General features: G+C 76.4%; 1 protein-coding gene. It reads left to right on the top strand.

The genetic code is table 11. From position 1 onward, the window contains the following. Window positions 1-329: lactate utilisation protein LutB domain-containing protein (locus tag WA788_RS35710; RefSeq protein WP_335984683.1), on the top strand; the 329-nt coding region annotated here is incomplete at its 5' end. Between the last annotated feature and the right edge of the window lie 36 nt (window positions 330-365).

The raw sequence follows: 365 nt of genomic DNA, 5'->3' as shown, positions 1-365 counted from the left end.
CCGACCAGAAGGACGGGCACCGCGCGGAGCGGACCGCGATGAAGGCGGCGACCTGGCTGCTGGACCACCCGGCGGCGCTGGCGGCGGCCGAACGCGCCGCGTCCACCACCCGGCGGCTGCACCCGGCGAAGCTGCCGCTGCCCGGGCCGGCGAAGGCGTGGAGCGACGCGCGCGACCTGCCCGAGGTCAGGGCGGCGTCCTTCCGCGCGAGCTGGAAGAAGAACCGCGGCGCCGCGAACGCCCCGCACCCGGGCCAGGGCGCGGGCACGGGCAGCACAGCCGACGAGCCGAAGCACGACACGGACCACAGCGAGGACACCCCGCGATGACACAGCCGACCCCGTCCAGCCGGGACATCATCCTCG

It is taken from the genome of Streptomyces sp. CA2R106, from assembly GCF_037034245.1.
GTDB lineage: Bacteria > Actinomycetota > Actinomycetes > Streptomycetales > Streptomycetaceae > Actinacidiphila.
The sequence above is the reverse complement of the archived record's forward strand: the minus strand, read 5'-3'. Positions and strand labels throughout refer to the sequence as shown.